The sequence below is a fragment of the Kitasatospora sp. NPDC127121 genome, assembly GCF_042677305.1.
Lineage (GTDB): Bacteria > Actinomycetota > Actinomycetes > Streptomycetales > Streptomycetaceae > Kitasatospora.
In genome coordinates this window covers 91127-114366 of record NZ_JBHXTQ010000002.1, presented here as the reverse complement: position 1 = coordinate 114366, position 23240 = coordinate 91127, and the positions used below count along the sequence as shown (strand labels likewise).

Here is a 23240-nt window from a genome sequence, read left to right as displayed (position 1 = left end):
CGCGAGGTCTCGGCGCGGCAGGGCACCGCGCGGTGCGCCTTCAGGCAGCGGGCACTGCCCGTACGGACCTGGCGCCCGGGCCGACGCCACCGATATCCAGGAGAGTGAGCTTTCGAGTCGAGAGGGGGACGATGCACGCCCACGACAGGACCAAGGGTGCCGCCGGCAAGGCCCGCACGCCGGCCCGCACTTCGGAGCCGGCGACCAGGAACCCGAACCGGGCGCAGGCCGCCGCCCAGTCGCTGCTCGGCCTCCAGAGCAGCCACGGCAACGCGGCCGTCGTGCAGATGCTCCGCGCGACCGGGATCCAGCGCGCGGCCGACCAGAACCGGCCCATGATCAATCACCAGAACCCGGACGACGACTGGGAGGCCGACAACACCGCGCCCGCGCGTACGGACGGTCTCGTGCTCAGCGGTCACGGCGCCTGGGAGGCCGCGAACGGCACCTTCCGGGTGCCCGCGGGGACGAGGGTGCACTTCTACACGCAGCACGGGATGGTCCTCCCCGACGACCTGGGCGGGCAGGTGGAGAACGGCGCCAACCGGGGCGGCAGCGTGGAACAGGGGCAGGACCGTGGCGCCACGCGCACCGTGGTGGGCGGGCGGAGCCTGCAGAACTACACCATCTCCTACCCCAGCGGCCTCACCATCCGGGGAAACCCGGCGATCGCCAGCCCGGTGGGCGGCGGGTACGACGTCGAACTCGACCCGGGGACGCCAGCCGCCGCCGTCATCAACGTCGCCACGCTGACCGACCCCCAACTCGCGGGCCGCTCGATCGTCTTCGACGGCGACGTGCTGCTGAGCGACATCCTGCGGCCCGGCATGGGCGACGTGCACTTCGCCGCCTGTCGCTTTGTCGAGACCAACAGGCCCGGGACGCGCAACCAGGGCCGTCCTCAGGGCTACAACGGCCCCGGCGACCCCGGCGAGGCCGGCGGCCTCTACAACCCCTGACCCGCCCGGCCTCCAACGCTCCGGGCTCCGCGCTTCAGGCTCCGCGCTCCGCGCTCTGCGCAGGAAGTCGGCCCACCCGACTTCCTGCGCAAGGGGCGCCGCCCGGGGCAGGGCTCAACCGGCCACGCGCACCACGTACTTGCCGGTGGCCCGACCCTCCGCCATGGCATCGTGCGCGGCGGGGACGGCGGTCAGGCCGGGGACTTCGGTGACCGGCAGCGTGAGGTCACCGGCGGCGAGCAGGTCGAGGACCGTGCGGATGGCTCGGGCCAGCCGCTCGGGGGCGGTGGCGGCCAGGGCGCGGTGGCTGAAGCCGGTGACGGTGAGGTTCCCGGCCATCAGGCGGCCGAGCGGCGGCAGGTCGGCGACGGCGCCGCCGCCCGCGTTGCCGAAGAGGACGATCCGGCCGCCGGGCGCGGTGAGTTCGAGGTCGAGCTCCAGGGCCTCGGTGCCCAGCGGGTCCAGCACGAGGTCGACGCCCCGGCCGCCGGTCGCGGCCCGGACGGCCTCGGGCAGCGCCTCGTCGCGGGCGAAGGCGTGGTCGTAGCCGGAGGCGACGGCGGCCGCCGCCTTCTCCGGTCGGCCCACCGTGCCGATCAGCCGACCGCCGCCCCCGATCAGCGGGACCAGTTGGGCGACGGCGTGGCCGATCCCGCCGCCGGCCGAGTGCACCAGGACGGTGTCCCCTGCGGTGAGCCGGCCGGCGTCGGTGAGCAGCAGCACGGCGGTGGCCAGGCCCAGCGGGGCGGCGGCGGCCTCGCGCAGCGCCAGCCCGTCCGGGACGGGCACGGTGAGCGCGGCCTCGGCGAGCACCACCTCGGCCAGGCCGCCGCCGACGGGCGCGGCCGCTACCCGGTCGCCCACCGCCAGTCCGGTGACGCCCTCGCCGACCGCCCGGACGGTGCCGGCCACCTCCTTGCCCGGCCGGTAGGGCCAAGCGGTGACGTAGCCGGCGTCGCCCCGGCGGCCCATCACGTCGACGAAGTTCAGCCCGGCGTAGGCGACGTCGACCGCCACCTGGCCGGGGCCGGGGCTCGGGGCCTCGACCTCCCGGATCTCCGTGTGCTCGGCCCCACCGGGTGCGGTCATCACCAGTGCGCGCATGTCGGTCCCCCTCGACTACGATGTTCGACGAACGGCGAAATTGACGTGAGGCAGTGGTACCACGCAGTTTCGATGATTGTCGAACATCGCAGATCAGGCGCAGATCAGATGTTGATCAGAAGTGGATCAGACGCGGATCGGGCGCAGGTCAAACGCAGATCAGAGAGGTCGGATCATGCCCCGCAGCACCCGGCGCCGGCCGGCGCTCACCCACCCCGCGACCGGGGAGATCGACCTGCTCGACGTCCTGCACGCGCTCTCCGACCCCACCCGGATGACCATCGTGCGCATCCTGCGCGCCGAACCCGAGCGGGCCTGCGGCACCTTCCCGGTGGACGTCGCCCCCTCCACCCTCAGCCACCACTTCAAGGTGCTGCGCGAGTCCGGCCTGATCCACCAGCGCGAGGAGGCCAACCGCAAGTTCTCCGCCCTGCGCGCCGTCGACCTGGAACAGCGCTTCCCCGGCCTCCTTGACACCATCCTCGCCGCCCACGCGCGGGCCGAAGCCGACGTACAGGCCGAGCCCCACGCGCAGGCCGAGACCTACGCGCGGGCCGAAACCCGCGCGTAGGCAGCCGCCCGCGCGCAGCGGCGCGGCCCGCTCAGCGCAGGCGCGAGGAGGACAGGATCGACGCCAGGTGCGCCACCACCATGCCCCAGGTGATCACCGCGATCCCCGCGACCGCCGCCCGCGTCGCGTCCAGGTTGCCGAGCGCCGCGTCCACCGCGGCCGCCGCGAGCAGCACCAGGGAGGCCTCGATGCCGTTCGTCACCCGGTGGATCTTGAACACCGAGGCGAGCCGGCGCGCGGTCGCGATGCCCTGCGAGCGCGGCTGGGTGGACTCCTCGTCCGCCGGGGCCTGCCCGCTGCGGGCCCGGGCCACGTCCACCAGGTCCGTCGAGGCCTTGAGCAGCACCACGCCCAGCGCGGCCGCCAGGCCCACCGACACCCACAGCTCCGACCCGCCCCGGGCCGCCCGCACGCCCGCGCCGATCATCAGCGCCGCGTCCGCCAGATAGGCGCCGAGCCGGTCCACGTAGACCCCGGCCATGCTGAACTGGCGCTTCCAGCGCGCCACTTCGCCGTCGACGCAGTCGAAGAGCAGGAACAGCTGGAACAGCACCGCCGCCAGCACGGCGCCGGTCAGACCGGGGATCAGCAGGGCCGCCCCGCCGCCGACCCCGCAGACCACCATCACCCAGGTGAGGGTGTTCGGCGACACCGAGGTGCGCACCAACTGCCGGGTCGTGCGCAGCGAGATGCGGCGCATGTACAGCCGTCCCGCCCAGTGCTCACCGTTGCGGCTCTGCAGCTTGGCCTGCGGCTGGCACACCTCGCGCAAGTCCGCGAGCGCCGGAGCAGCCACCATGACGACATCCCTCCACCTGTCCCGAAACGATCACCACAGGCTACGGCCTCCCGGGCGCCGCCCCGACCGGCCCTTCGTGGCCGTCCGGAGAGGGGGGAGCCGGCTGCCGGGCGGCCCTGGGAGGAAAACCGGTGGGCCGCCGGAGGGCCCCGGGGCTAGGCTTCGCGGGTTCGCCGGAACCGGAAGCCCCGGCCCCGATCACCCGCCCCCGCAAGCCGGTTGACGTTGACGTGGTCCGGAGCACAACGAGGAGTGCTGATCATGGTGACCACAGGCGGCGCGGCGCACAGCCCGGGCCTGACCGAACTGCTGGCCGGCCACCGGCCGCAGGGCCCGACGGAGACCGCCGACCACGAGCGCGTCCGCCACCTCACCGGGGCCGCCGACGCCTGGGACCGCGGGACGCCGCTGCACTTCACCGCCTCCGCGCTGATCGTCCACCCGCCGACCCGGCGCGTCCTCCTGCGCTGGCACGTCCGCCAGCAGGCCTGGCTCCAGGTCGGCGGCCACGGCGACCCGGGGGAGACCCGGCCGCTGGACATCGCGCTGCGTGAAGGCCTGGAGGAGACCGGGCTCACCGACCTCACCCCGTGGCCCGACGCCGCCCTCGTCCACCTCGCCCTCGTCCACCTCGCCGTCGTGCCCGTCCCGGCCTCGCCCGCCGAACCGGCCCACGAACACGCCGACCTGCGCTTCCTGCTGGCCACCGGCACCCCGGAGCGGGCGCGGCCGGAGAACCCCGCCGCCCCGCTGGAGTGGCTGACCATCGCCGAGGCCCGGCAGCGGACCACCGAGGAGAACCTCCGCGAGACGCTCGACCGGGCCGGCCGCCTGCTCGACGACCCCGCCTGACCTTCCGAACCCCGCTGGAGCACACCCGGATGCACACCGACCAGACCCTCATCTTCGACGCCGACGACACGCTCTGGGAGAACAACGTCCTCTTCGAGCGCGTCATCGACGGCTTCCTGGACTGGGTCGCCACCCCGGCCGACCGCGACCGCGCCAGGGCCGTCCTCGACGAGATCGAAGCCGCCAACTCCGCCGCCCTCGGCTACGGCGCCGCCGTGTTCCGGCAGAGCCTTGCCGACTGCCTGCGGCGGCTGAACGGCGACCGCACCCCCACCCCGGCCGAAGAAGCCCGGATCGACGGCCTCCTCACTCCGCTCAGCAGCCGCGAGATCGAGCTGATCCCCGGCGTCGCCGACACCCTCGCCGACCTCGCCGGACGCCACCACCTGCTGCTGCTCACCAAGGGCGACCTCGACGAGCAGCAGCGCAAGGTGACGGCCTCCACGATCGACCACCACTTCCGCGGCGTCCACATCGTGGCCGAGAAGTCGGCGGACACCTACCGGCGGCTCGGCGCCGAGCTCGGCCTCGACCCCGACCGGACCTGGATGATCGGCAACTCGCCCAAGTCCGACATCGCCCCGGCCCGCCGGGCCGGCCTGCGCACGGTCTTCATCCCGCACCAGCACACCTGGGTCCTGGAACACCAGGACCTCGGCCCCGACGAGGCGACCCTGCAACTGGCGGCCTTCCCCGAACTGCTGCGGCATTTCTGACGCAGGCCGGCGGGGTCGGCGGCCTCGGCGAGATCGGCGGGTTCGGCGGCGGTGTTCACAGCGCGAGGCTCACAGCGCGAGCGCCGCCGCCGTCGGCGCCGGTGCGCCACCCCGGTGCAGCCAGGCCCGCTCCGCGGCCGTCCACGTGCTCGTCGTCACCAGGTGGAGCGCCGCGGCCACCGGCACCAGCATCGCGAACAGCACCGACCCGAAGGACAGGTAAGGCAGCAGCCCCGCCCCCGGCTGAGGGGTCGGCTGCGCGGCCGCTGCCCGCCTGGCCCGGCGGAAGTTGACGTACCCGACCGCCGCCAGCCCGGCGTACAGCAGGCCGAACACCGCCAACTGCCCGGCGCCGTGCGCGCTCCCGACGTGCAGGCCGAGCGGCACGCCGAACAGGGTGTGGTCCAGCAGGCCGTTCGGGGTGGTGAACAGGCGGTACATCACCGAGAAGAACGGAACCTGCACCAGCATCGGCAGGCACCCCGCGAACGGCGAAGCCCGCTCCTCCCGGTACAACTCGGCGAGCGCCTCCCGCAGCTTCTCCGGGCGGTCCTTGAACCTCCGGTTCACCTCGGCGACCTTCGGCGCCAGCCGCGCCCGCGACTTCTCCCCCCGCGCCGCCGCGCGCGCGAAGGGATGCAACGCCAGCCGGACGGCGACGGTGAACAGGACGATCGCCAGCGCGGTCGGCAGTACCTGGGCCAGCGCGGCGACGGCGGCATGGGCGACGGCGACGGCCGGGTCGAGAACAGCGAGAACGGACATGGTGGAGCGAGCCCTCCGGGGGTCTCGGAAAACGAGTGGTCGACGGAGGACGGCCGCGTGGAACGGCGGAAGACGACGAAGCTACGCGGCCGCCGGGGCCGCACCCGGCGCCCTCGGGCGTCGCCTGCCCCGGGCATCGGGATCGCGCTGCGGGAGGAAGGCCGTACGGAACGCGCGCCGCCGCAGCACCCCGCTGCGCACCGCCGTGGGCGCCCGCGCGCCCAGCAGCCGTGCCCCCGCCAGCGTGCCCGCGACCGCACCGGCCAGCAGCGCCACGGCGGCGACCGCCGCCACCGACGCGACCGTCCCGCCCTCGGTCACCAGCTCCCCGGTCAGCACCCGGAGCAGCCCGAGGAGCATCGCGACGACGGTCATGCGCTGCTCCTCCTTCGACGTGACGGACTTGGGGCCCCACGGACTCGGGGCCGGACTTCAGACGTTCAGGACGATCGCCGAGCCCGCCGAGTTCCCGCCCGGCGCGGAATTCCCGTGGCGCACCCGTGGCGCACCCGTCGCGCCGAGGTGCTTTCGTGGGGCGGTGCAGGGGCGTAGCCGAGGGTGCTACGCGGGGCTACCGTGGAGGGATGAAGACGATTACCCAGCGGGAGTTCCGGAACAACTCCGCCGCGGTGATGGATGCGGTGGAGGCCGGGGAGACTTTCCACATCACCAGGAACGGGGTCGAGGTCGCGGAGCTGCGACCGGTGTCCGGGCGGCGGCGGCTCACGGCGGAGGAGCTGGTGGCGCGGCACGTGAAGCTGCCGCGGGTGGACTACCAGCAGATGCGCAAGGAGGCCGAGGAGTACTTCGGGCCGGAGGAACTGGTGGGCGACGAGGGCGACGACCCGTTCGAGCGGCGGCGTGGCTGAGCGCAGGCGGGCAGCCCGGCGGCGGCCGGCCGGGGTGCTCGACACCTGTGTCTACATCGATCTGGCCCTGCTCTCCCCGGCGAACCTGCCGGCCGTGCCGGAGCTGACCGCGATCACCTTCGCGGAGCTGCAACAGGGCGTGTCGATGGCCCGCGACGCGGTCAGCCGGGCGGCCCGGCTGGAGGTGCTGGGCGCGGCGATGGCCGACTTCGACCCGCTGCCCTTCGACGCGGCGGCGGCCTCCCGCTACGGCACGCTGGTGACCCTCACCATCGCGGCCGGCCGGCAGCCGCGCCCGCGCCGGATCGACCTGATGATCGCGGCCGTGGCCTCGGCCCACGGCCTGCCGCTGTACACGCGCAACGTCGCGGACTTCCGGGGCCTGGGCTCGGCGGTGGAGGTCATCGGGGTGTGACGGCCGCCGCTCTTCGCGCTGGTGGCCTGCCGCCCCTTCGGCCGATCATCTAAGCAGCTTAGAAGTGGAATTGAGGGGGCGGCAGGCCCGGAAGCCGCTCAGCCCAGGCGGACCGTGGTGCCCGTGGCGGCGGAGGCCCGGGCGGCCTCCAGGACGGCCAGGGTGGCCACCGCGTCGCGCGGGTCGACCGGGGGCGGGGTGCCCGGGGAGGCCAGGGCGGCGGCGATGCCCGCGTAGAAGGCGGGGTAGTCGCCCGGTTCGGTGGGCAGCGCGATCGAGGACTCGTCGGTGCCGAGGGTGCCGTACTGCGAGGGCTGGTCGGCACCCCACGGGCGGGCGCCGTCCGGTCGGTGCCCGGCCCGCAGCTCCGCCTCCTGCGGGTCCATGCCGGGCTTGACGTACCCGGCGGCGTCGCCGAGCACCCGCAGCCGGGGGCCGATCAGCGGGGTGATGGCGCTGGTCCACAGGTGCGAGCGGGTGCCGGAGGCGTGCGTGAGGGCGAGGAAGGCGTCGTCGTCGACGACCGCGCCGTCCCGGCGCACGTCGACCTCCGCGTACACCGTCTCCACCGGGCCGAACAGCGTCAGCGCCTGGTCCACCAGGTGGCTGCCCAGGTCGTACAGCGTGCCGCCGACCTCCGCCGGGTCGGCGAGCTCGCGCCAGCCGGGCTTGGGCTTCGGGCGGAACCGCTCGAAACGGGACTCGAAGCGGTGCACCCGGCCGAGCGCGCCGCCCCGGACCAGCCGGGCGGCGGTCAGGAAGTCGCCGTCCCAGCGCCGGTTCTGGAACACGGAGAGCAGGGTGCCCCGGGCCTCGGCGAGCTGGCACAGCTCCAGCGCCTCGGCGGCGGTGCCGGCCAGCGGCTTGTCGACGACGGTGGCCAGCCCGGCGCGCAGGGCGGCGCGGGCGAGCGGAGCGTGGGTGCGGTTGGGCGAGGCGACGACGACGAGGTCGAGCGCGTCCGGGTCGGCGAGCAGCTGCTCGGGGGTGTCGACGGCGCGGGCGCCGGGGTGCTCGCGGCGCAGCTGCTCGCGGCGCTCGGGGCTGGCGGTGACCACGGCGTCCAACCGCAGCCCCGGCGTGGTGGCGATGAGCGGGGCGTGGAAGGCGGAGCCGGCCAGGCCGTAGCCGATCAGGCCGACGCGGAACGGGCGGTCCGGGGAGGACGAGGGGGTCGAGGCGCTCATGCGCCCACTCAATCACGAGGCGCCCGGTTGCTCCCGGTTTCGCAGGGGGCCGGGCCAGGGAGGCGGGGCGGGGCGGTGGTGCCGGTCCCGTGGGACGGAACGCGCTGTCGTCGAGCAGGCGTGCGGATTAGGCTGTGCCGCGTCAGGGCCTTCGACAGACGTTGCAACACTTCGGGAGACACGCACGTGGCAGACCGCAAGCCCATCGAGTCCTGGCTGACCGACATGGACGGCGTCCTCATCCACGAGGGCACGCCCATTCCCGGCGCGAAGGAGTTCCTGCGCAGGCTGCGGGAGTCCGGCAAGCCGTTCCTGGTCCTCACCAACAACTCCATCTACACCCCGCGCGACCTCAGCGCCCGCCTGGCCGGGATGGGCCTGGAGGTGCCGGAGGAGTGCATCTGGACCTCCGCCCTGGCCACCGCCAAGTTCCTCAAGGGCCAGCGCCCGGGCGGCACCGCCTACGTGATCGGCGAGGCGGGGCTCACCACCGCGCTGTACCAGGCCGGTTACGTGCTGACCGACAACAACCCGGACTACGTCGTCCTCGGCGAGACCCGCACCTACAGCTTCGAGGCGCTCACCAAGGCGATCCGCCTGATCAACCAGGGCGCCCGGTTCATCTGCACCAACCCCGACGAGACCGGCCCGTCCCCCGAGGGCGTGCTGCCGGCCACCGGCTCGGTCGCGGCCCTGATCACCAAGGCGACCGGCGTCGAGCCGTACTTCGTCGGCAAGCCCAACCCGCTGATGATGCGCGAGGCGCTGAACACCGCCGGGGCCCACTCCGAGACCGCCGTCATGATCGGCGACCGGATGGACACCGACATCGTCGCGGGCATGGAGGCCGGCATGGAGACCATCCTGGTGCTCACCGGCCTGACCGCCGCCGCCGACGTCGAGCGCTTCCCGTACCGGCCGACCCGGGTGGTCAAGTCGATCGCGGACCTGGTCGAGCTGGTCTAGCCTCTGCGGTGCTGTCGTGGGCCCCGTTCCGGTCGGTCGCCGGGGCGGGGCCCGTTTCGTACCTGTGGGGAGGCAACGGCGCAATGAGTGCGACGGGGGATGCGGGGCCGCCGGAGGCGCGGCGGGATGCCGGGGGCGTCGGCGGGGAGGCCGACGAGAAGCGGGTCACCTGGGCCGAGCTCTACTTCGACCTGGTCTTCGTCTTCGCGATCACCCAGGTCTCCGGGCTGCTGCACCACCACCACGACGCCACCGGGCTGGTCCGGGCGCTGGTGGTGTTCGTGCCGGTGTACTGGTGCTGGGTGGGCACCACCGTGCAGGCCAACATCCGGGACGTGGACAACCTGCGGGACCGCCTCGGCATCCTGGCGGTCGGGCTGGCCGGCCTGTTCATGGCGCTCGCCGTCCCGGGCGCGTACGGCGGGCGGGGCGTGCTGCTCGGCGCCGCGTACTGGCTGGCCCGGCTGGTGCTGCTGCTCCTGCTGATCCGCCTGCCGGGCGTCTGGCGCGGCCCGTACGGCGCCGGCGTGCTGGTCAGCGGGCCGCTGCTGGTCGTGGGCGGGCTGTTGCCGGACGGGCCGCGGCTGGCCCTGTGGGCGGCGGCAGCGCTCTGCGACCTGGCCGCGCCGCTGGTGTTCCGGCGGCGGCTGGCGGCGGTGGCGTACCACCCCTCGCACATGCCGGAGCGGTTCGCGCTGTTCCTGCTGGTGGCACTCGGCGAGTCGATCGTCGGCATCGGCGGGACGGCGGCTGGCGCCCGGCTGGACGTGGCCGAACTCGGCGCCGTGGCCGCCGCGTTCACCATCTCGGCGGGGCTGTGGTGGCAATATTTCGTGTACGCGGCGGACGCCATGCGGTACGCCGTCGAGGTCGCCGACTCCCGGCGGGACGTCGTCCGGCGGATCTTCCAGTACGGGCACCTGGCGCTGGCCGCCGGGGTGATCGGGGTGGCGGTCGGCTTCGGGGAGACCGTCGCGGACCCGTGGCAGGCGCTCGGCCCGGGGTCGGTGGCGCTGCTGTACGGCGGGTGCGGGCTGTACCTACTGACCTTCGGGTACACCCGCTGGATGATGTTCCGCAAGGTGGCGACGACCCGGCTCGGTGCGGCGGCGGTGGTGCTGGGGCTGGCGCCGGCGGTGGTGCGGCTGCCGGCGCTGGCGGTGCTGGTGGCACTGGCGGTGCTGCTGGTGGCGCTCAACGTGGTGGAGCACGTCCGGGTGGTGCGGGCGGCCGGTTCGGACCCCGCGCCGGTGGCTCCCTCGGGGTCGGCGCTGCCTGTAGTTCCCGCTGGGGCCCCGCTGCCTGGTGGGTCCGCGCTGCCTTCTGCGCCTTCTGCGGCTTCGGCGGAGTGAGTTGTCGGTGGGGCTGTGTAGCGTTCGGGGTGAAAGAGGGCGTGCGGCACAACAGCCGCGGTGTGGGAGGTAGATGTCGTGACGGACACGGTCGAGGCGGGCGTGGTGGAGGCCGGCGAGGGCGACGGGCTGGAGCTGCCCGAGTCCTGGCGCCCGGTGCTGGGCGCCGAGACGGAGAAGCCGTACTTCGCCGAGCTGGCGGCCTTCGTGGCGGCCGAGCGTGCGCAGCACCAGGTGTTCCCGCCGAGCGGCCAGGAGTTCGCCGCGCTGGAGGCCACGCCGTACGAGAAGGTCCGCGTGCTGGTCCTCGGGCAGGACCCGTACCACGACGACGGCCAGGCCCACGGCATGAGCTTCTCGGTGCTGCCCGGCACCAGGACGCCGCCCTCGCTGCGCAACATCTTCAAGGAGCTGGACGCCGACCTCGGCATCCCCGCCCCGGACAACGGCTACCTGATGCACTGGGCCGAGCAGGGCGTCCTGCTGCTCAACGCGGTGCTCACGGTGCGCGCGCACGAGGCCAACTCGCACAAGGCGAAGGGCTGGGAGAAGTTCACCGACGCCGTGATCAAGGCGGTGAGCGAGCGCGAGGAGCCGGTGGTCTTCGTGCTGTGGGGCAACTACGCGAAGAAGAAGCTGCCGCTGATCGACACGTCCAAGCACGTGGTCGTGCAGGGGGCGCACCCGTCGCCGCTGTCGGCCAAGCTGTTCTTCGGCAGCCGCCCGTTCTCGCAGATCGACACGGCGCTGGACGGCTTCGGCGGCGAGCCGATCGACTGGCAGGTGCCCAACCTGAAGCAGGGCTGAGCACCTGGGGCTGAGCGCCCGGGAGTTGGGTGAGGGGTGGTCCGGGCGGGCGGGGTCGCCCGTCCGCCCGCTCACGGCCACCCGGCGTTCACCGCCCGTCGCGGGCGGGCGGTGGCCGGTGTGCTTAGCTGGTGCCGACCGGTCGCCGGACCGGCTCTGGGGGGAGGGGCGGTACGTGCGCCGGGTGGGACGGGTAGTGGCAATCCGACGGGCCGTGGGGGCGGCCCTGGTCGTGCTGTTGGCGGGGGCCGCGGGCTGTAGCGGTTCGACCGCCGGATCGGCCAAGGGATCACCCGGCGGCCCGGGCGGCGGCGCATCGGCCGGTGCCGCGGCCGGCGGGACCGCCGCCGTACCCACAGCCGCGCCCACCGCCTCCGCCGCGAACCCGGGCACCGGCCCCGCGAGCCTCGCCCAGCTCCCCGGCCAGGCCTTCTACGTCTCCGACCAGACCAACGCCGCCCGGCAGGTGACCGCCCTGCGCGGCCAGGGCCGGCCGGCGGAGGCCGACACACTGCTGCGGATCGCCGCCCAGCCCTCCTCGCAGTGGCTCGGCGAGCAGGGCGCCAAGGAGATCGCCGAACAGGTCAGCCGCCGGGCCGCCGAGGCGGACCGGACGGCGGTCTTCGTCGCCTACAACATCCCGCACCGCGACTGCGGCCTGTACTCGGCCGGCGGCGCCGCCGACGCCGCCTCCTACCGGGCCTGGATCAGCGGTGTCGCGGAGGCCCTCGGCGACCGCAAGGCCTGGGTGGTGCTGGAGCCGGACGCCGTCGCGCACACCCTGGACAGCTGCGGGATCAAGGGCGACCTGGCCGCCGAGCGGTACGGCCTGCTGGCCTTCGCCGTGCAGGAGCTGAAGAAGCGTCCGCAGGTGCGGGTCTACCTGGACGCGGGCAACCCCGGCTGGTCGCAGGACCCGGCCGAACTGTCCACCGCGCTGCGCAAGTCGGGGATCGCGGCGGCGGACGGCTTCGCGGTGAACGTCGCCAACTTCTACGACACCGGCCGCAACACGGCCTACGGCGGCCAGCTCTCCGCCGCCCTGGGCGGGAAGCACTTCGTCATCGACACCAGCCGCAACGGCAACGGCCCGCTGGGCGGCGACGCCTGGTGCAACCCGCCCGGCCGCGCGCTCGGTGAGCGGCCGACCGCCGACACCGGCCGGGCCGGGGTCGACGCCTACCTGTGGATCAAGAACCCGGGGGAGTCGGACGGCGAGTGCGGGCGCGGCGAGCCCCGGGCGGGCGAGTTCTGGCTGCCGTACGCGCTCGGCCTGGCGCAGGCCGCCCGCTGAGGGGGCCGATCCGCACCAGTGCCGGCCCGCACCAGTGCGGGTCCGGGTCCGTACCAGGCCGTGACGCACCCGGTGTCGCTCAGCCGGTCACCTGCATCCAGCGCGCGACCGACGGGGTGCCGGCGGCGTCGGTCAGGAACAGCATGTACCAGCCGGGCGGCAGCAGGTTGGGGTTGGCGGGGAGCGTGAGCGAGACCCCGTCGGCCGTGCGACCGCTGATGTCCAAGGCCACCGACCGCTGTTCGACGTCGGTCACGTGGGTGACCGAACTCGGCCGGATCAGCTTGGCGGTGGCGACCGCGTCCGGCCGGGCGGTGCCGATCCGCACGGTGGTGCCGAGCTTCGCGGCCTCCGGCGCGGCGGCCACCTGTGGGCGGTCGCCGTGGAACAGGTACGGCGGGGTGTAGATCTCGATGCGCTGCTCGAAGCCGCCCGGCGTGGTCTCGGCCTTGTCCGCGAACAGCGGGTTGGAACCGAGCACGGCCACCCGGCCGTCCGGCAGCAACAGTGCCTCGGAGTGGTAGTTGCGGCCGACGGCGGGCTCGGCGGCGGTGCTGAAGCTGTTGGTGTCCGGGTGGTACACCTGCGCTTTGAGCAGGTCGCTGGCACCCCGGCCCCGGTAGCCGCTGGAGCCGCCGGTGGTGAACACGGTGTCGTCCGGGAGGATCACGCTGTTCAGGTAGCGGGTGCCGCCGGCCGGCAGGTCCGGGCCCGGGGTGAAGGCGGGCTTGGCGGCGGAGAGGTCGACGATGTCGGTGCGGGCGGTGGACAGCGGCGACTCGCCGACGCCCCCGCCGCCGAGCACCATCACCTTCTGGGCCTGCGCGGGCGGCAGCAGCACCGAGGACGAGGTCTCGGTGAGGGCCGGGTCGCGCAGGCCGGGGACGGGCTGGAAGCCGTTGTTCGACAGGTCCCACACCCCGGGGTCGCGGCCCTTGTCGGCCGGGCCGTAGCCGCCGTTGGAGCCCGAGTAGAAGAGCTTGCCGGAGGCGGTCAGGAAGATCGACGGGTAGGTCGGGAAGTAGCGGTCCGGGCCCTTGGACCAGGTCTTGTTCTTCGGGTCGTAGATCTCGTTGTCGTTGCCGTTGAGGATCTCCCCGGTGTCGTCCAGGCCCGAGACGGTGACCACCCGTCCGTCCCCCAGTCCGGTGAGCGTCGGGTACCAGCGGGCGTACGCCATGTCGGTGACCTGCTCGTACAGCTCGGTGTCCGGGTTGAACTCGAACGCGGAGCGGATGCCCTGGTACTCCTGCTTGTCCAGGGTCAGCTTGGTGCTCTGTCCGTACAGGTTGCGGGCGTCGACCCCGGCCAGGCCCTTGATCCGGTACTGGGCGGGGGAGTCGGTGACGTAGTCGGCGCCCTCGCCGACCGCCTCGACGAACACGTGGTGCTCGCCAGCGGTGACGACGGTCTGCTTGCCGGTGCCCGTCTTCACCGCGGCCGGGACGGTCACCGGCACGGTGGAGGCGTACTCGCGTCCGTTCGGGCCGACGAAGACGGTGCCCTTGGGCAACGTCCTGGCGCGCTCGGGGCTCTCGTTGCGCACCCGCATGACGCCGGCCGCCCTCTTCACCACGCCCGCCAGCTTCTCGTACCGCTGGGTGCCGCCGGCCACCAGGACGCGGCCGTCCGGCAGCGAGGCGTGGCCGCCGCAGAACATGTCGGCCGGGGTGGGTATCAGCTTGTAGGTGTTCGCGGCCGGGTCCCAGAGCAGGCTGCGGAAGCTGCCCGCGTCGAAGCGCTTCTCGTCGTTGCCGGAGCCGGCCACGATGAGGACCTTGCCGGTGCGCAGCAGCGTGGCGTGGACGGCGTTGACCCGGAACTCGGCGGGGAGCGTGAGGGTCTGCCAGTGGCCGTACTCCGCCTTGTAGTCGGGGCGGTTGATCACGTACTGGTGGTACTGCTGGCTGGCGAAGCCGAGGACGGCGGGCGCGTTCATCCCGGCGACGGTCAGCGCGACGGTGCTGCCGAGGGCGAAGCGCTTGGTCCGGCCGGTCTTGTGGATCTTCACGGTGGTTGGTCCCCTCGTGAGGTTCGGGAGCTCGTGAGGTTCGGGGTGGCTGGCGGTTCGGGTGTGCTGGCGGGTCGGGCGGCTTCAGCGGGTGGTGGTGGTGTGCTCCGCCCGGTCGGGTGCCGCGGGGACGCCCGGCGGCGCGGCCGGGGCGACCGGTGCGGCCCGGCCGTGCCGGGGATCGCGGGCGTGCCGGGGGCGGCGCTTCTCCAGGACGACCCTCGGGGTCGCCGCCGGACCGCCGGTGACGGTGAGCGTGGCCGTGGGCCGGGTGCGCCGGCGGCGGACGGCGTCGCCGGCCAGCACCAGGATCGGCAGCACGGTCAGGACCAGGGCGATCCAGGCCCAGGTGCGCATCGCGACGTGGTCGTAGCCGGTGAAGAAGGAGGCCGCTATCGCGCCGCCGAACACCAGCGTCCAGAACAGGTGGAAGCGGAAGGTGCTCACCCGGTCCGCGCTGGCCGAACGGCCCTTCGGCGTCACCACGAAGCGGCTGCGCCGCCGCAGCAGCGCCTGCACCAGCGAGGCTGCGTAGACCGGGCCACAGAGTGCGGACATCAGCATGCCCGCGACCCCGGAGGAGCCGGCCGGCTCGTGCGGGCTCACGTTGTGCTTGCGGTTCCAGGTGTAGAGCAGCAGTTGGAGCGCGGCGGCGTCGCTGTACAGCATCATCCAGATCTCGGAGGACACGTGGACCCCCGAGGCGCCGAACACCAGGTAGAGCACGCTGGACAGACCGCCGAGCAGCCAGGTGAGCGCCGCCATCGGGTAGAAGCCCACCATCAGCGAGTAGTTGAGCAGCCGCCCGGGCGACAGCCGCCAGAGCACCCGCCAGTACTGGGTGAGCAGGGTCTCGTAGGTGCCGCGGCTCCAGCGCAGCTGCTGGGAGAAGAAGTCGGTCCAGGAGGACGGACCCTCGCCGACCGCGAGCACGTCCGGGGTGTACACGGATTTCCAGCGTTCACCGGTCTCGGCGTTCCGGCTCCGGTGGAACTCCAGGCCGGTCGCCATATCCTCCGTGATGGAGTCGTACAACCCGCCGATCGACTGGAGCGCACGGATTCTGACGGCGTTGTTGGTGCCGACGAACATGGGCGCGCCGTAACGGTTTCCGGCGCGTTGGATGAGTGCGTGGAAGAGGTACTGCTGGCTCTCGGAGAATTTGGTGACGGCCGATCCCGAGCTGCGGTAGTTCCCGTACACCTGGGGTCCGACCACGAATGCCACGTCGGGGTCGCGGAAGTAGCCGAGCATCCGCTCGCAGAAGTCCGGCAGCGGGACGTGGTCGGTGTCCACCGAGACCCAGAAGTCGTAGTCGTCGCCGTGCGCCTGCAACCAGGCGTTGTAGTTGCCGTGCTTGGTGCCGGTGCGGAACCGGCCCTTGGGCTGGTTCCAGTACGGGCGGCCGAAGCGGCTGAAGTGGCGGACGCCCAGCTCGGTGCAGAGCGCCTGCATCGCAGGATCGTTTCCCTCGTCCAACAGCCAGACGTCGTACGGGCCGTCGTGCCGGACGGCGCGTGCCGCGACCAGCGTGGCCCGCACCATCTCCGCCGGCTCCTTGCCCGGCACGCAGGCGGTGACGAACGCGACCCGGGTGCCGGACTCCGGCGTCACCGGTATCGGATCGCGGGCGACGAGCGTGGCGTGGGTATTGGACACGACGTTGACCAGCCGGAACACCTCGACCACGGCGATGATCCCGATCATCACCTTGTCGCCCAGCAGCACCAGGGTGTGCGTCTCGCCGGGGCGCTCCGGCCAGTGCTCCGGCAGCAGCAGCCACACCAGCAGCACCACCTCCACCAGCGGGGCCGCCACCATCAGCAGGGCGGCGCGGATCCGGTGCGGCTCGCGGCGCAGCAGGCTGCGGTACTGGACGCGGTAGGGGGCGGTGGGGGCGGGGGCGGGCTCTTGCGCGGCCTCGTGCACAGTCTCTTGTGCGGCCTGGTGCGCGTGCCAGGGTGACGGCGGGGCTCCGTGGTGGGCGGGCTCGGGCCGGTAGACGCCGCCACCGAGGTCGTCCTCCTCGTCCGGGTCGTGCGCCGGGCCGGCCAGCCGGCTGAAGTGACCGTAGTCGTACGGGGCTTCGGGTACGGGAACGGCGGCCAGGTCGTCGTCGAGCCGCCGCCCGGCGCCTCGCCCGCGGGCCGTCCCGGCGTCCTTCTGTCGCGCGAACGGCGTGGTCATCGTCTGCTCCCCCCGGCCGGGGCCCGGCCGTGGCGGCGGGCCCGTTGGTGCGTGTTCAGACCGGGGGTATGCGATCCGCCGTCCCGTGGCGCGCCTGGCCGGCCGCGTTCGGCGGGGCTGGTCCGCTCCCCCCGGAGCTTTGCTTCGCCTTGCCTCTTGCCTCGAAAGCCGTCCCCGTGAAACACCGCCCGGTGGACCGCCGTTGTTTCCAAGCGGTTTTCGGGCCGTCATTCGCGTCATGCTTCTGCTTGCGCCGGTGGGCGTTTGCGAGCGGAATTCATTGCGCGCCTGCGGGGACTTCGAATGCGGATCCCGGCGCGCTCCCGGCTTCCCCTCCGGGCACGCGGGACCCACGGCGCCCCCAACTCTCCCGGAGGGCAACCGTGATCGCAACCGGTCTGGGAAATGATCACCGCGCAAGCGTGAAGATCCTACGGTTCCCGGCCAATCCGCACCGCAGTGGTGCTAATGCAGCGAATTCGGCGGACGGGGCGACGGCAGCGGCGGCACGGAGGCAAAGCGAACGGCCGGACCTCCCCGACGGGAGGCCCGGCCGCTGCTGCGGGGCGGGGCCGGCACGTCCGGTCCGGTTGGTGCTTGCCGGTCCGGTCGACCCGGTCCGGTCAGAGCGGTGGAAGGAGGGCGGCGCCCGTCGCGGCCTGGACGTCCGCGAACCCCGTGCCCGGGGCCGTCTCCACCACCCGCAGCCCGTCCGGCGTCACGTCGATCACGGCCAGATCGGTCACGATCCGGTTGACAACTCCTCGGCCGGTGGCGGGAAGTGAGAGCTCCTCGACGATCTTCGGGGAGCCGTCCCGGGCAGTGTGCTCCATGACCACGATCAGTCGACGGGCCCCGTGCACGAGGTCCATCGCGCCGCCCATGCCCTTGACCATCTTGCCGGGGATCATCCAGTTGGCGAGGTCGCCGGCAGCCGAGACCTGCATGGCGCCGAGCACCGAGACGTCGATCCGGCCGGCCCGGATCATGCCGAAGGAGAAAGCGGAGTCGAAGTACGAGGCGCCGGGGGCGACCGTCACCGTTTCCTTCCCGGCGTTGATCAGATCGGCGTGCTCCGTGCCCTCGACCGGGTACGGGCCCACGCCCAGGATGCCGTTCTCCGAGTGCAGCACCACCTCGACGCCCGGCGGGAGGTGACTGGGGATCAGGGTGGGCAGGCCGATGCCCAGGTTCACGTACTGGCCGTCGCGCAGTTCGCGGGCGGCTCGGGCAGCCAGGGCGTTGCGCGGGTCGAGGCCGGGCTGCGGGTGGCGGACGGCCTGCGGTCGGTGGGCGGTCTGCGGGGTGGGCGCGGGGGACCGGGTGCTGGTCGGGGTGGACATCGGTTCAGGCCTCCTGGAGTGCGGGGCGGACGGTCCGGCGCTCGATGCGGCGGTCCGCGGGATCGGCGGCCACCACCCGGTCCACGTACACGCCGGGCAGGTGCACGGCGTCCGGGGCGAGCTCGCCCGGCTCGACGATCCGGTCCGCCTCGACCAGGGTGATCCGGCCCGCGGTCGCGCAGAGCGGGTTGAAGTTGCGGGCGGCGGCGTGGAACACGCAGTTCCCGTGCCGGTCCGCCACCTCGGCCCGGACCAGCGCGAAGTCCGCCGTGATGGCCTCCTCCAGCAGGTACCGGCGGCCGCCGAACTCCCGGACCTCCTTCGCCGGTGAGGCCAGTGCCACCGAGCCGTCCGCCGCGTAGCGCCAGGGCAGCCCGCCCTCCTCGACCTGGGTGCCGACCCCGGCCGGGGTGTAGAACGCGGGGACGCCGGCGCCTCCGGCGCGCAGCCGCTCGGCCAGCGTGCCCTGCGGGGTGAGCTCCACCTCCAACTCGCCGGAGAGGTACTGCCGGGCGAACTCCTTGTTCTCGCCGACGTACGAGGACGTCATCCGGGCGATCCGGCCCGCCCGCAGCAGCAGGCCGAGCCCCCAGTCGTCCACCCCGCAGTTGTTCGAGACCACCTGGAGGCCGGTGGTGCCGGTGTCCGCCAGGGCGCCGATCAGGGTGCTCGGGATGCCGCAGAGGCCGAAGCCGCCGACGGCCAGCACCGCACCGTCGGGGATGTCCCCGACCGCGTCGGCGGGGGAGTCCAGGACCTTGTCCAAGGGATCACCTCGTGAGGAGTGGGATACGGGAGAGGGCACGCTCGGGTCGGGCCCGGTGGGAGGGCCCGGCGGGAAGACCCGGCGGGATGGCTCGGCGGCCGCCGCCGGACGGCTGCCGAGCCCCTCCACCGTCACCGGACGCGGGCCGCCGCAGCCATGGCGGCTCCCGCCATGGGAGGGTGCGAGCCCGTGTCGGCCGGCCACACCCGGACGTCCGGGGAGCGGCGCCGCCCGGGTGGTATGTCGGTTGGAGCCACATCACGGCGGGCCGATGCGTCGCCCGGGCACATGTCGCCAGTCCCACCGCACACCTACGGTTCCGGCATCCACCCCGCCGCACCCTCAGGAGTCGGTCATCATGCGCAGCTCGACAGCCCCCACTCGGCCCGCCTCCGGCGCCCGCCCGGGCGAGACCCTGACCGGCGGCCCGGCCCGGAAGCTCGCCGCCGTCGCGGCGTGCGTCCTGCTCGCCGCGGGCTGCGCCAAGGCCGGCACCGCCGGGACGGCCTCGGCGGACGGCGGTGGTGCGAAGAGCCCGGTCAAGGTCGGCCTGGTGTACTCCAAGACCGGACCGCTGGCCGCCTACGGCAAGCAGTACCTGGAGGGCTTCAAGGCGGGGCTGAGCTACGCGACCAAGGGCACCGGCGCGGTCGACGGGCACAAGGTCGAATTCGAGGAGCAGGACGACGCGGGCGACCCGGCCAAGGCGGTGTCCGCCGCCAAGGACCTGATCGGCAAGGGCTACAAGGTCCTGGCCGGCTCCACCGCCTCGGGCGTCGCCCTCCAGGTGGGCCCGATCGCCGCCCAGAACAAGGTGCTCTTCGTCAGCGGCCCGGCCGCCGCCGACAAGGTCACCGGTTTGAACAAGTACACCTTCCGTTCCGGCCGCCAGTCCTTCCAGGACATCCGCACCGCGGCCTCGTTCATCGGTGACGCCAAGGGCAAGAAGGTCACCGTGCTCGCTCAGGACAACGCCTTCGGACAGGCCAACGTGGCTGCCGTCAAGGCCGTGCTCGGGGCCCAGGGCGCGACGGTCGACCAGGTGCTCGCCCCGCCGAGTGCCACCGACCTCACCCCGTTCGCCACCCAGGCCAAGACCGCCAAGCCCGACCTGCTGTTCGTCGCCTGGGCCGGCGACAGCTCCTCGGCCCTGTGGACGGCGCTCAACCAGCAGGACGTGTTCGCCGACACCAAGGTCGTCACCGGCCTGGATCTGGCCGCCTCCTACCCGCTGTTCGGCCCGGCGGCCGAGAAGATCTCCTTTCTGAACCACTACTTCAGCGGCGCCGCCGGCACCCCGGTGGAGAAGGCCATGGACGAGGCCGTCACCGCCGCCGGCGGGAAGACCGACATCTTCACGCCCGACGGCTTCACCGCCGCCCAGCTGATCGTGCACGCCGTCGAGGCCAACCACGGCTCCACCGACGACACGTCGGCCCTGGTCAAGGCGCTGGAGGGCTGGAGCTTCGACGGGGTGAAGGGGCGCACCACGGTGCGCGCCGAGGACCACGCCCTCCTCCAGCCGATGTTCCAGGCCCGGCTGACCGGCACCGGGGCCGCCGCCAAGCCCTCGGTGGAGAAGGCCCTGACCGCGGACGAGGTGGCGCCCCCGGTCACCCCGATGGCGGGCTGATCCCGATGCCCGCTCCCACCGCCCCCACTCCTTCCCCGGCCGGTTCCCCGGCCACGGCCACGGCTTCGCCCGCCCCGGTGCTGCGGCTGGACGGACTCGGTTGGTCCGTCCGCGGGGTGCCGATCGTCGAGGACGTCTCCTTCTCGGTCGGCGAAGGCGAGTTCATCGCCTTCATCGGCCCCAACGGCGCCGGCAAGACCTCCCTCTTCAATCTGATCTCCGGCATCTATCCGGCGACCCACGGCAGCCTCCACCTCGACGGCGTGGACGTCACCGCCGAGGCCGTGCACGCCCGGGCGCGCCGCGGCCTCGGCCGCACCTTCCAGACCTCCTCCCTCTGGCCGGGGATGACCGTCGCCGACCACGTCCGACTGGCCGCCCAGGCGGCGGCCGGACCGCGCGCCTCGTACCGGCTCTGGCGCCGTGCCGACCGGTACCAGGAGCAGCTGGCCGAGACCCTCCACCGCACCGAACTCACCCACCGTGCGGACACCTTGGCGGGCGCGCTCTCGCACGGCGAGAAGCGCAAACTGGAACTGGCCGTCCTCCTCGTCTCCGATCCGCGGCTGATCCTGCTGGACGAGCCGATGGCGGGGGTCAGCGCCGAGGAGGTGCCGGCCCTCACCGAGCTGATCCGGTCCGTGCACCGCGACCTGGGCCGGACCGTCCTGATGGTCGAGCACCACATGGACGTCCTGCTCGGGCTGGCCGACCGCCTCGCGGTGATGCACCACGGCACGCTGCTCGCGCTGGACACCCCCGAGGCCGTGATGTCCGACCCGACCGTGCAACAGGCCTACCTGGGCGAGGCGCTGTGACCTCCTCTCCGCTCCCCTCGCCCGGTTTTACCTCCACCGCTGCCGCTGCCTCCGCGGCCGTGCCTACGTCTCCTGCCGCCCCTCTCCTCTCCGTTCGCGATCTGCGGGTGGTCATCGGCGGGCTGCACATCCTGCACGGTGTCGACCTCGACGTGGCCCCCGTCGGGGTCACCGCGCTCCTCGGCCGCAACGGCGCCGGCAAGACCACCACCGTCAAGGCCGTGATGGGCCTGGTGCCGCGCACCGGAAGTGTCCGCTTCTCCGGTGTCGAACTCGCCTCCCTTCCGACACATCTGGTGGTCCGTCATGGCATCGGCTACGCCCCCGAGGACCGGGGAATCTTCGCCGGCCTGACGGTCGCCGAGAACCTCCGCCTCGCCGAGCGCGCCGTCCGGGGCGGGGGCGAGGCGGGCGAGCCGAACTATCCGCTCGTCCACGAGCTCTTCCCCGAACTCAAGCAGCGGGCCGGCCAGTTGGCCGGGACGCTCTCCGGCGGCCAGCAGCAGATGGTGGCGATAGGCCGGACGCTGCTCAACCGCAACCGGTTGATCATCGCCGACGAGCCCACCAAGGGTCTGGCGCCGAAGATCGTCGCCGAGGTGGCCGAGGTGCTGGCGCGAGCGGCCGAGGCCGTGCCCGTTCTCCTGGTCGAGCAGAACCTCGCCCTCGTCCGACGGCTGGCCGGCACCTGCGCCGTCCTGGCCGACGGCCGTACCGCCCACCGGGGCGACACCGCCGAGCTGTTGGCCGACGAGGAGGCCGCCCGCCGCCTGCTCGGCGTCGGCTCCCGTCACCCGCTCGCCGGCGGACCCCGGCCCGCCGCTTCTCCGGCCACCCCTGTCGTCACCGCGGAGGTGAAGCCCTGATGGACACCGTCGTCCTCCTCTCCTGTACCGGACTAGGTCTTGGTGCGCTGTACTTCCTGGTCGCCTCCGGTCTGTCGTTGATCTTCGGTCTGATGGACGTGCTCAACTTCGCGCACGGCGCCCTGCTCTCCATCGGCGCCTACGCCACCTGGTGGGCCGGCACCGAGGCCGGCCTCTCCTTCTGGCTCGCGGTGCCGTTCGGCACCCTGGTCGGAACGGCCGCCGCCGTCCTGCTGGAGCTCTTCCTGATCCGCCCGCTCTACAGCCGGCCGCGCGATCAGATCCTCGCCACCGTCGGGGTCGGGCTCGCCGTGCCCGCCCTCCTGATGGGGGTCTGGGGCGCGGACGCCCGCCCCTTCCCCCAGCCGGCCGTGCTCTCCGGCACCTGGCACGTGCTCGGTGCGACCGTCCCGGTCAACCGCTTCGTGCTCGTGGCCGCGGCCGCGCTGCTGCTGCTCGCTCTTCGGTTGTTCCTCGCCCGTACCCGCTACGGGCTGATCGTCCGGGCCGGCGTCGAGGACCGGGCCATGGTCACGGCGCTCGGCATCGACGTCCGGAAGGCGTTCACCCTCGTCTTCGCCATCGGCGGGGCGGCCGCCGCGCTCGGCGGTGCCCTCGGTGGCCTCTACTTCGGTTCGGTCAATCCCGGCCAGGGGACCGGGCTGCTCATCTTCGCCTTCGTCGTCGTGGTGATGGGCGGCATGGGCTCCGTCACCGGGGCCGCCGTCGCCTCCGTGGGCGTTGGTCTCGTCCAGCAGTTCGCCAACTACTACACCGGCGCCGGGCTCGGCGACCTCTCGGTCGTCGTCCTGCTCGCCGTGCTCCTTCTCGTCCGACCCCGTGGACTCACCGGGAGGCTCGCGTGAGCGCCGAAACTCCGATCACGAGCACCGGTGGCCCCGCGGCCGACCGCAGCGCCGCCACCATGGCAGGGGGGACTGACACCAGCCCTGCCATGAC

23 protein-coding genes are annotated in these 23240 nt (G+C 73.2%); 14 read left to right on the top strand and 9 right to left on the bottom strand.

Features of this window, described 5'->3' with window-relative positions:
* Positions 1–131: 131 nt before the first annotated feature.
* Complete coding sequence (locus ACFVHI_RS02745) at positions 132–959, top strand: putative adhesin (protein WP_380335092.1); 828 nt, start codon at positions 132–134, stop codon at positions 957–959.
* Between the two features lie 114 nt (positions 960–1073).
* On the opposite strand, the gene ACFVHI_RS02740 is transcribed toward ACFVHI_RS02745, so the two are convergent.
* Complete coding sequence (locus ACFVHI_RS02740) at positions 1074–2063, bottom strand: zinc-binding alcohol dehydrogenase family protein (RefSeq protein WP_380335089.1); 990 nt, start codon at positions 2061–2063, stop codon at positions 1074–1076.
* A 175-nt stretch (positions 2064–2238) separates the two neighbouring features.
* Here ACFVHI_RS02740 and ACFVHI_RS02735 point away from each other — a divergent pair, with 175 nt between their 5' ends.
* Positions 2239–2634: an ArsR/SmtB family transcription factor gene (locus ACFVHI_RS02735; protein ID WP_380335086.1), complete on the top strand. Its 396-nt coding sequence runs from the start codon at positions 2239–2241 to the stop codon at positions 2632–2634.
* A gap of 31 nt (positions 2635–2665) precedes the next feature.
* Here ACFVHI_RS02735 and ACFVHI_RS02730 read toward each other — a convergent pair whose 3' ends face one another.
* On the bottom strand, positions 2666–3433 hold the full coding sequence (locus ACFVHI_RS02730) for a CDP-alcohol phosphatidyltransferase family protein (RefSeq protein ID WP_380335084.1): 768 nt from the start codon (positions 3431–3433) through the stop codon (positions 2666–2668).
* Positions 3434–3694: 261 nt separating this feature from the next.
* Here ACFVHI_RS02730 and ACFVHI_RS02725 point away from each other — a divergent pair, with 261 nt between their 5' ends.
* Both ACFVHI_RS02725 and ACFVHI_RS02720 read left to right on the top strand, forming a co-directional pair.
* Complete coding sequence (locus tag ACFVHI_RS02725; RefSeq protein ID WP_380335082.1) at positions 3695–4285, top strand: NUDIX hydrolase; 591 nt, start codon at positions 3695–3697, stop codon at positions 4283–4285.
* Positions 4286–4314: 29 nt separating this feature from the next.
* Positions 4315–5001 carry an HAD family hydrolase gene (locus ACFVHI_RS02720; protein WP_380335079.1) on the top strand — a complete coding sequence of 229 codons (687 nt, stop codon included), beginning with the start codon at positions 4315–4317 and terminating at the stop codon, positions 4999–5001.
* Between the two features lie 69 nt (positions 5002–5070).
* On the opposite strand, the gene ACFVHI_RS02715 is transcribed toward ACFVHI_RS02720, so the two are convergent.
* Both ACFVHI_RS02715 and ACFVHI_RS02710 read right to left on the bottom strand, forming a co-directional pair.
* Positions 5071–5766: a YidC/Oxa1 family membrane protein insertase gene (locus ACFVHI_RS02715; RefSeq protein ID WP_380335076.1), complete on the bottom strand. Its 696-nt coding sequence runs from the start codon at positions 5764–5766 to the stop codon at positions 5071–5073.
* Between the two features lie 81 nt (positions 5767–5847).
* On the bottom strand, positions 5848–6141 hold the full coding sequence (locus tag ACFVHI_RS02710; protein WP_063349248.1) for a DUF6412 domain-containing protein: 294 nt from the start codon (positions 6139–6141) through the stop codon (positions 5848–5850).
* A gap of 209 nt (positions 6142–6350) precedes the next feature.
* Here ACFVHI_RS02710 and ACFVHI_RS02705 point away from each other — a divergent pair, with 209 nt between their 5' ends.
* Together ACFVHI_RS02705 and ACFVHI_RS02700 are read left to right on the top strand one after the other, a co-directional pair.
* Positions 6351–6635, top strand: a complete 285-nt coding sequence (locus ACFVHI_RS02705) for a type II toxin-antitoxin system Phd/YefM family antitoxin (protein WP_063349249.1) — start codon at positions 6351–6353, stop codon at positions 6633–6635.
* Positions 6628–7050 carry a type II toxin-antitoxin system VapC family toxin gene (locus ACFVHI_RS02700; protein WP_380335072.1) on the top strand — a complete coding sequence of 141 codons (423 nt, stop codon included), beginning with the start codon at positions 6628–6630 and terminating at the stop codon, positions 7048–7050. Before ACFVHI_RS02705 ends, ACFVHI_RS02700 begins: the two co-directional genes overlap by 8 nt.
* A 98-nt stretch (positions 7051–7148) precedes the next feature.
* Here the strand turns inward: ACFVHI_RS02700 and ACFVHI_RS02695 are convergent, their stop codons facing one another.
* Entirely contained in the window at positions 7149–8237 is a 1089-nt protein-coding gene (locus ACFVHI_RS02695) for a Gfo/Idh/MocA family oxidoreductase (protein WP_380335070.1), read from the bottom strand.
* Between the two features lie 186 nt (positions 8238–8423).
* Here ACFVHI_RS02695 and ACFVHI_RS02690 point away from each other — a divergent pair, with 186 nt between their 5' ends.
* The 4 genes from ACFVHI_RS02690 to ACFVHI_RS02675 all read left to right on the top strand — a co-directional run bounded on the left by ACFVHI_RS02690 (position 8424) and on the right by ACFVHI_RS02675 (position 12656).
* Positions 8424–9203 (top strand): HAD-IIA family hydrolase, encoded by a 780-nt coding sequence (locus ACFVHI_RS02690; protein ID WP_063349252.1) that lies wholly within the window; start codon positions 8424–8426, stop codon positions 9201–9203.
* A gap of 83 nt (positions 9204–9286) precedes the next feature.
* Positions 9287–10555, top strand: coding sequence for a low temperature requirement protein A (locus ACFVHI_RS02685; RefSeq protein WP_380335067.1), 1269 nt, complete (start codon positions 9287–9289; stop codon positions 10553–10555).
* Between the two features lie 78 nt (positions 10556–10633).
* Positions 10634–11362, top strand: coding sequence for a uracil-DNA glycosylase (locus ACFVHI_RS02680; RefSeq protein WP_350882645.1), 729 nt, complete (start codon positions 10634–10636; stop codon positions 11360–11362).
* A gap of 196 nt (positions 11363–11558) precedes the next feature.
* The gene (locus tag ACFVHI_RS02675) at positions 11559–12656 is read left to right on the top strand and encodes a glycoside hydrolase family 6 protein (RefSeq protein ID WP_380335065.1); all 1098 of its coding nucleotides are present in this window, start codon (positions 11559–11561) and stop codon (positions 12654–12656) included.
* 79 nt (positions 12657–12735) lie between these two features.
* Here ACFVHI_RS02675 and ACFVHI_RS02670 read toward each other — a convergent pair whose 3' ends face one another.
* The 4 genes from ACFVHI_RS02670 to ACFVHI_RS02655 form a co-directional block, all read right to left on the bottom strand.
* Positions 12736–14667, bottom strand: a complete 1932-nt coding sequence (locus ACFVHI_RS02670; protein ID WP_380335062.1) for a galactose oxidase-like domain-containing protein — start codon at positions 14665–14667, stop codon at positions 12736–12738.
* A gap of 84 nt (positions 14668–14751) precedes the next feature.
* Positions 14752–16854, bottom strand: a complete 2103-nt coding sequence (locus tag ACFVHI_RS02665; RefSeq protein WP_380335059.1) for a glycosyltransferase family 2 protein — start codon at positions 16852–16854, stop codon at positions 14752–14754.
* Positions 16855–17477: 623 nt separating this feature from the next.
* Positions 17478–18197, bottom strand: coding sequence for a 3-oxoacid CoA-transferase subunit B (locus ACFVHI_RS02660; RefSeq protein WP_079135861.1), 720 nt, complete (start codon positions 18195–18197; stop codon positions 17478–17480).
* A 4-nt stretch (positions 18198–18201) separates the two neighbouring features.
* The gene (locus ACFVHI_RS02655) at positions 18202–18963 is read right to left on the bottom strand and encodes a CoA transferase subunit A (protein ID WP_363370186.1); all 762 of its coding nucleotides are present in this window, start codon (positions 18961–18963) and stop codon (positions 18202–18204) included.
* A 358-nt stretch (positions 18964–19321) separates the two neighbouring features.
* Here ACFVHI_RS02655 and ACFVHI_RS02650 point away from each other — a divergent pair, with 358 nt between their 5' ends.
* Genes ACFVHI_RS02650 through ACFVHI_RS02635 form a run of 4 tightly spaced genes read left to right on the top strand, consistent with a single transcriptional unit; the run spans position 19322 to position 23146 of the window.
* Entirely contained in the window at positions 19322–20596 is a 1275-nt protein-coding gene (locus tag ACFVHI_RS02650; protein WP_063349258.1) for a substrate-binding domain-containing protein, read from the top strand.
* A 5-nt stretch (positions 20597–20601) separates the two neighbouring features.
* On the top strand, positions 20602–21414 hold the full coding sequence (locus ACFVHI_RS02645) for an ABC transporter ATP-binding protein (protein WP_380335056.1): 813 nt from the start codon (positions 20602–20604) through the stop codon (positions 21412–21414).
* Positions 21415–21473: 59 nt separating this feature from the next.
* Positions 21474–22280, top strand: coding sequence for an ABC transporter ATP-binding protein (locus ACFVHI_RS02640; protein ID WP_079136313.1), 807 nt, complete (start codon positions 21474–21476; stop codon positions 22278–22280).
* Positions 22280–23146, top strand: a complete 867-nt coding sequence (locus ACFVHI_RS02635) for a branched-chain amino acid ABC transporter permease (protein WP_063349260.1) — start codon at positions 22280–22282, stop codon at positions 23144–23146. The genes ACFVHI_RS02640 and ACFVHI_RS02635 overlap by 1 nt, the downstream gene beginning before the upstream one ends.
* Positions 23147–23240 lie beyond the last annotated feature (94 nt).